Below are 7,202 nucleotides of genomic sequence, written 5' to 3' on the forward strand. Positions count from 1 at the left end.
CGATCGTCGTCATCGGACACGCTCCTTCAATCCGTAGAGCTCGCTGGCGTTGCGCCACAGCACCTTGTCTCGCTGCGCGGCGTCGAGGCCGTCGGCAACGCTCTCGGGTGGCGAGGTGGACCAGTGGGGGTAGGCCGACCCATACATCAGCAGGTCGGACTTCCCGGTGAATTCAATCCAGCGCTGCGTGTCGGTGGCATCGGTCGGCCCGTCGAACGCCGAGGAGCAGAACCGAACGTGGCAGGGCAGGTATTCGCTCGGGTAGCGGTCCACCCACGGGGTCTGATCCCGCATCGAAACCCAGAAGGTGTCGAGCCGCCAGATCAACGGGGTGAGGATGTCGTAGCCGCCGTCGGCGAAGACGAACTTGAGGCCGGGATGCCTGCCGAACACGCCCTCGACGATGAGGGTGGCCAGGTGCACGAAGTAGTTCAGCGGCATGAACGCCGCATAGCCCGGATAGGTGTGGGCGTGTCCGGCGAAGGTGGGCGGATAGTCGACGCCGTTGCCGCCGTTGATGTGCACCGCCACCGGCAGCCCATGGGCGGCGGCGGCCTCCCAGATCGGCTCGAACATCGGTTTGCCGTACGGTTCGCGCGACTGCATCGGGACGCCGACCTGTACCAGCTTGGGGTGGTCGGCCAACCGCTCGATCTCCGCGACGGCGCCCCTGGGGTCTTCCGGGTTGACGCGGATGGTGCCCCGGAACCGATCCGCGGGGTCGGGCTCGAGCCAGCGGTCGAGCAGCCAATCGTTGACCGCAGCACAGATGCGGCTGTTGAGCAGGTAGTCGGCGATGTTGCCCCGGGTCAGCGGGTTGAGGATGGCGTACTCGACACCGCGTTCGAAGAGGTGCCGGCTGACGGTCTCGGGATCCGATCCCGGGTAGTGGTCACCGTAGAGGTCTTGCCGGTAGTCGCCGCCGGGCGCTTGGTACCACTGCTGTTCGACGTCGGGAATCGACCGCAACTGGTGAGCGGCAGGTAGATAGCGCCGTATCTCCGCGTTGTAGCGGAAATGCGGTTGCACGTTGGCGTCGATGATCATGGGGCTCATGCGGTCAAGAACACCTCCCCGTCGGTGACGTCAACCGGGTAGGTACGGACGCGGCGCGTCGGATCGGCGAGGTTTTGTCCGGTGGTGATGTCGAATTCCCAGTTGTGCCAAGGGCATCGGACAATTTGACCGTCGCGGACACGGCGCAGGCCGCCGGGTTCGTCCGGGGCGAACTCATTGGTGCCACCGATCAGACCCAGGCAAAGCGGGGCGCCCTCGTGCGAGCAGTAATTGACGATCGCGTACAGCTCGCCCCGCACGTTGTACACGCCGACGCCGAACTTGCCGACGTCGACCAGCTTCATCTGGCCGGGCGGCAGGTCGTCCAGTGCGCACACGAATCGTCGCTCCGGCATTTGCATCACCGCCTTCGACGCCACGCAGCATCAATACTGTGCCCGTTACGGTAACCACGACAAGCCCGTTGGGCTTACTTGCTATTTATACTATGATAGCTAAATTCCCAGCGTACCAATCCGCTTACCGGCTGCTCAGGAGGAGCGCTGAATGACGCTCAGCACCGACCCCGCCAACCAGCCCGTCACGCTCGACTTCACCGGTGAAACCAGCCCGTACCCGTTCTTCGAGTACATGAGGCATACGGACCCGGTTTGGCACGGCGCCCTGGCCGACCACTCGCAGATGCCGGAAGAGCTGCGACCGAAAGACGAGTGGGTGCTGTTCGGTTACGACCCCCTGTTTCAGGCCTTCCGCGATGACCGGATCTTCAGCTCCCACAAGTACGACGAGACGATCGGTTTGGTGATGGGCCACACCATCCTGGCGATGGGCGGCAAGGAACACCACGACCACCGCAACCTGGTGGCCAAGGCCTTCCGCGCCACCGCGCTGGAACGCTGGGAACCGTCGGTCATCGGGCCGGTATGCGACCAACTGGTCGACGAAATCAAGAACGACGGCCAGGCGGACCTCGTCAAGGCGGTGACGTTCGAGTTCCCCACCCGGATCATCTCCACGCTCCTCGGCCTGCCCCCTGAGGACCTCGACCTCTTCCGGCGGTTGTCCCTCGACCTCATCTCCATCCCGACCGACATCGTGGCCGGGCTCAACGCCGCAGCGGAGTTGCACGGCTACTTCCTCGATCAGGTCGAGCAGCGGCGGCGCAAACGCACCGATGACATCATCGGGGACCTGGTGGCCGCCGAGATCGACGGCGAGAAGCTTTCCGACGAGGCCATCATCGCGTTCCTGCGGCTGCTGCTGCCTGCCGGGCTGGAGACCACCTACCGCTCGTCGGGCAACCTGCTCTACTTGTTGCTGACCCACCCGGAGCAGCTGGCGCTCGTCTACCGGGACCGATCGCTGATCCCGATGGCGATCGAGGAGGGCCTGCGCTATGAAACCCCGCTGACCATGGTCATGCGGACCACGACCGAAGAGGTCGAGATCGGCGGCAAGACAATCCCGGCCGACGCGCAGATCGACATGTGCATGGGATCGGCCAACCGCGACGAGAGCCGCTGGACCGACCCGAATACCTTCGACATCCGCCGGCCGCGCCAGGCGCACATCGCATTCGCCGGCGGCATCCACATGTGCCTCGGCATGCATCTCGCCCGCCTCGAGACGCAGGTGATGCTGAACAGCCTGTTCGATCGCGTCAAGGATCTGACCTTCGTGGCCGACGACGGGACCGGCCAGGAGTCCAAGATCGTCGGGCTCACCTTCCGCTCCCCCAACAAGCTTCCGGTCACCTTCTCCCCGGTCGCATGAGGAGGCCGCTTGAAAACTAGAGGAGCGCTCCTGCACGACGTCGGCGGGCCGTGGTCGGTCGAGGAATTCGAGCTCGACCCACCCCGGGCCGGCGAAGTGCTGGTCGAGATGGCGGCGGCCGGGCTGTGCCACTCCGACGACCACATCCTCAAAGGCGACATGTCGGCGCCCAACGAGGTGATGCGATCGCTCGGCCTGCCGACGATGTTTCCCACGATCGGCGGCCACGAGGGCTCGGGCATCGTGCGGCAAGTAGGCGAGGGGGTAACGGATTTCGCGCCCGGCGACCACGTGGTGATGTCGTTCGTCGCGGTGTGCGGGCAGTGCCGCTGGTGCGCGACCGGCATGGAGTACATCTGCGACGTCGGCGCTTTCACCCTCACCCCGGGAATGCCCACCGACGGCACCTTCCGTCATCACACCGCCGACGGCCGGCCACTGGGGCATCTGGCGAAGGTCGGGGCATTCGCCGAACACACTGTGGTGTCGACGAATTCGCTGGTGAAAATCGAGCCGACCCTGCCGCTGGCTCCGAGCGCGTTGCTGTCATGCGCCATTCCGACCGGCTATGGTTCGGCCGCCAACCGTGCCGGTGTACGCGGCGGGGACACCGTCGTGGTCATCGGTGCGGGCGGGATCGGGACTGGCGCGATCCAGGGCGCGCGGATCAGCGGCGCCGCTCAGATCGTCGCCGTGGACCCGGTGGAGTTCAAGCAGAAATCGGCGCTGCAGTTCGGGGCCACCCACAGCGCGGCCACGATCGCCGAGGCGCAGGACATGGTGCGGGACTTGACCTACGGCGTCATGGCCGACGCCGTCGTGGTCTCGCCTTCGCTGATCACCGCCGCCGACGTCCGCGACGCGCTGCAGCTCACCCGCAAGGGCGGGACGTGCGTGCTCACCGGAATGACGTCACAGCTCACGCGGTCGGTCAAGATCGACCTGCAGGACTTCATCCTGATGAACAAGACGCTGGCCGGAACGATATTCGGATCGTGCAACCCGAGGGCCGACATCTCCCGCCTCGCCCGGCTCTATCAGACCGGGCAGCTTCAGCTCGACGAAATGATCACCCGCCGCTATCGCCTCGACGAGATCAACGACGCCTACGACGACCTCCGCAACGGCAAGATCATCCGGGGCATCATCGATTACGGAGTCGGGTGAATCACCGCCGACGCATCAATCGCTGCACTTGGCCGTAGGCGTCAATCGGACTGTGTAGGGCCAGGCCGCCGTCGGCGTGCACGATTTGTCCTGTCACCCAGGGCAACTCGAGGAGGCCCACGATCGCCCCGGCCACGTCGTCTGCCTCCCCCAGCCGGCCGAGCGCCGTGCGTTCGGACAGTGCCTCCACCCAGCCGGGGAGTTGTTCGGGCTTGGCCAGCATCGGTGTGCGTGTGACGCCCGGCCCGACGGCATTCACCCGGATGCCGTGCACGCCCCATTCCACGGCGGCGACCTTCACCAACATGTCCACCCCGGCCTTCGACACGCAGTAGGCGCCCATGTCCCGGTCGGCGACGGTGCCACTGATACTGGAAACCGCGACGATCGAGCCGCAAACCCCGGCGTCGACCATCGCTTGCGCCCCGGCACGGATCGTCAGCCAGGTGCCGGTGAGGTTGACGCCCAACACCCGGTTCCATTCCGCGGGCGACTGTTCGAGCAACAGCCCCGAAGCACCGACCCCGGCGCAGGCGACGATCCGGGTGGGCGCGCCATGCTCGCTCACCGATTGTTCCATCGCGGCCGACACGGCGTCGGGATCGCTGACGTCACAGACGATGTCCGCATCGGCGAGATCCCACACGACGACGTCGTGAGCCGCATCGCGCAACCGTCCGGCAACTTCACGCCCGATTCCGGACGCACCGCCCGTGACCAGCGCGATGCTCATTTCGCCCGCCCGATCAGCTCAACGAGTACCCCGTCCGGCGCTTCGATCACCGCCATCGCGACGGTCCTTCCGTCCGGGGCCACGACATCGATGCGCCGCACGCCGTCGGTGAAACCCAATGCAGCCAAAGCGGCGAGCGTTTCGTCGACTTCACGCTGCAGTGAGAGCAACATGAACCCGTGCCGTAACGCGGTCGAATCCGGCAGTGCCTCAAGGGCGCCGGCCACCTCCACCAGTTCGACAAACCCGCTGCCCGATGTCTGCGGATCGCCGAGAAACACCGATCGCAGCCGATCGCTCCCGGCCCCGAACAGTTCCGGCCAATCGCCGACGAAGTCGTAATCCATCAACTGGCTCAGTCCCAGGCCTTCGCACCAGAATCGGAGCGACCGTTCGACATCGGAGGTGCAAATCGCCGAATGATGCACACCTAACATGGGCTTCCTCTCGATTGCAGAGCTTGCCCACCATCATGCAACGTCGATTGTTGACGCGGAACGTTTGCCTACATCTTGATCGCCGGGATCAGCCTGGTGAGGTTCCACAGGCGATCTCGCCGTGCGGACAGCGATGAGATTGCCAGCGCGACAGCCGTTATCGCAACCAGCACGGTGATCGCTTGCCAGAGCCGTCCGTCGATGCCACCGAGGATGAGCTGGCGCAGCCCGTTGACGCCGTAGGTCATCGGGTCGAAGCGGTGCAGGACCTGGAAGGGCCGCGAAGTGGTCTCCACGGGGTACATGCCGCCGGCGCTGACCAGCTGCAGCATTAGCAGGGCCATGATCAGCACCCGTCCCACCGCTGGGCCGACGAGCGCGTTGATCGCCTGCGTGGCGGCCACGAATGCGGCGGAGATGAGGATCATGAACCCCAGCATCGCGACCGGGTGCACGGCACGCATGCCGAGGGCGAACCGGACCACGCAGTAGAGGACGATCGCCTGGAACAGCGCGATCGTGGCCGCGGGCAGATAGCTGGCGAGCACCACCCGGATTTCGAGCACCTCCGCGGCGATCGCGCGACTCTGCAAGGGCCGCAGCACCATCCACAGCACCAATGCGCCGAAGAACAGCGCCAGCGTCAGGAAGAACGGGGCCATGCCGGTGCCGAAGTTGGGTGCGGCGTTCTCGTGCGAGGCTGCGAGCTGCACCGGCCCACCGATGGTGTCTGCGACCGCGTCCTTTTGCTGAGTCGTCCAGTTGGGCAGCTGGTTGGCCCCCTCGCCGAGCTTGCCGGCCAGCTCGGCGGATCCCGCCTTGAGTTGGTGCGCCCCGTCATCGAGCTTGACTATGCCGCTTGCCAACTCGGCGTTGCCGGAGGACAGCTGCTGGGCGCCGTCGCGGAGCTGCGTGAGCTTGTTCGTCAGCTCCTGCCCCTTGTTGCCGACCTGGTCGAGGGCCGAACCCAGCGGGCTGCCGGGCGTGCGCAGGGCGGAGGTCATCGCGATCGCGGCGTTTTGCGCGTCGGTGAGGCGTTGGCGGATCTGCGGCGTGAACTGATGGCCACGCAGTTGATCCTGGATGCTGCGCAGGTTGTTCGCCAAGGGATCCTGGCGCGCGGCGAGCTGATCGATCACCGGCGACAGCGCGTCAGCGGCACCGTCTTGTGCGGTGGCGATGGCGCCGATCTGGTCGTTGGCCTGCTGCAGCGCGGCAGCGCCCTGTTGCAATTGCTGCGTGTCGCCGCCGACCTGTGACAGCGCCCGGGTCACCGCGAGCAGCGGGTCGGTGGCCTGGTTGATTCCGTCGGACAATTGCTGGGCCCCGGCGGCGAGGCGCGCCGAGCCGGACCTGGCCGTGTCGAGGCCGGCGGCCAGCTGCCCGGCCCCGTCGTCGAGTCGAGCGGCGCCCTCGGCGGCCTGCTTGATGCCCGCGCCCGACGTAACCACCACGGACAGCATGTGATTGACGGCCTGGCCGGAGATCCGGCTGGACACCGCGTTGAGCACCTGGCTGATGGCGGTGCGGCCGATGCTGGTGGAGATGTAGTTGTTGGCGTCGTTGTAGACGGCGATCAGGTTGGCCTTCTTGGGCTGCCCCGTCACCGGCGACGCGATCGCCGCGCTGAAGTCCGGTGGCAGCTCGACCATGAAGTAGTACTTGCCGTGGTCGACTCCGTTGCGCGCTTCGGCCAGGTCCACGACGTGCCAGTCCAACCCGCCGTCCGCGGTCAGGCTCTTGGCGATCTCCTCGCCGGCGTTGAACTGCTCGCCGGAGACGACGGCGCCGCGGTCGGAATTGACCAGGGCCACCGGCATTTTGTTGGTGTGGCCGAAGGGATCCCAGAACGCCCACAGGTACAGCGCCCCGTACACCAGCGGCAGCAGCATCAGCACCACGATCGCCACGCGCGTCAAACGGCTGCGACCGAAACGCTTGATCTCCGAGCCGAATGCAAGTCCAGCCAACATCGTCAATCTCCTCCGGTCAGGACGCGGCGATCGTGAAGCTCGTGCTCGGGTGCGTCGGTGCCGAGCGGGTTGGTGACTCCGACGACGACCGTGCGCTGCTGG

General features: G+C 66.1%; 7 protein-coding genes. 2 read left to right on the forward strand and 5 right to left on the reverse strand.

From position 1 onward, the window contains the following. Positions 1–9 precede the first annotated feature (9 nt). The gene (locus tag A9X05_RS26445; protein WP_067785116.1) at positions 10–1,047 is read right to left on the reverse strand and encodes an amidohydrolase family protein; all 1,038 of its coding nucleotides are present in this window, start codon (positions 1,045–1,047) and stop codon (positions 10–12) included. 5 nt (positions 1,048–1,052) lie between these two features. Then, complete coding sequence (locus tag A9X05_RS26450; RefSeq protein ID WP_082950250.1) at positions 1,053–1,412, reverse strand: Rieske (2Fe-2S) protein; 360 nt, start codon at positions 1,410–1,412, stop codon at positions 1,053–1,055. Positions 1,413–1,563: 151 nt separating this feature from the next. Between A9X05_RS26450 and A9X05_RS26455 the strand changes: the two genes are divergently transcribed. Continuing rightward, a complete protein-coding gene (locus A9X05_RS26455) occupies positions 1,564–2,790 on the forward strand; it encodes a cytochrome P450 (RefSeq protein ID WP_067760478.1) in 1,227 nt (408 codons plus the stop codon). Between the two features lie 9 nt (positions 2,791–2,799). Beyond that, on the forward strand, positions 2,800–3,957 hold the full coding sequence (locus tag A9X05_RS26460; protein WP_067760476.1) for a Zn-dependent alcohol dehydrogenase: 1,158 nt from the start codon (positions 2,800–2,802) through the stop codon (positions 3,955–3,957). Between the two features lies 1 nt (position 3,958). Here the strand turns inward: A9X05_RS26460 and A9X05_RS26465 are convergent, their stop codons facing one another. The 3 genes from A9X05_RS26465 to A9X05_RS26475 all read right to left on the reverse strand — a co-directional run bounded on the left by A9X05_RS26465 (position 3,959) and on the right by A9X05_RS26475 (position 7,100). Further along, positions 3,959–4,690 carry an SDR family NAD(P)-dependent oxidoreductase gene (locus tag A9X05_RS26465; RefSeq protein ID WP_067760474.1) on the reverse strand — a complete coding sequence of 244 codons (732 nt, stop codon included), beginning with the start codon at positions 4,688–4,690 and terminating at the stop codon, positions 3,959–3,961. Next, entirely contained in the window at positions 4,687–5,127 is a 441-nt protein-coding gene (locus A9X05_RS26470) for a VOC family protein (RefSeq protein ID WP_082954804.1), read from the reverse strand. The genes A9X05_RS26465 and A9X05_RS26470 overlap by 4 nt, the downstream gene beginning before the upstream one ends. Before the next feature lie 68 nt (positions 5,128–5,195). Continuing rightward, complete coding sequence (locus A9X05_RS26475) at positions 5,196–7,100, reverse strand: YhgE/Pip domain-containing protein (RefSeq protein ID WP_067760470.1); 1,905 nt, start codon at positions 7,098–7,100, stop codon at positions 5,196–5,198. Positions 7,101–7,202 lie beyond the last annotated feature (102 nt).

Origin of the sequence: Mycobacterium sp. E3298, from assembly GCF_001666895.1 — a bacterium.
In the GTDB taxonomy this organism is placed as follows: domain Bacteria; phylum Actinomycetota; class Actinomycetes; order Mycobacteriales; family Mycobacteriaceae; genus Mycobacterium.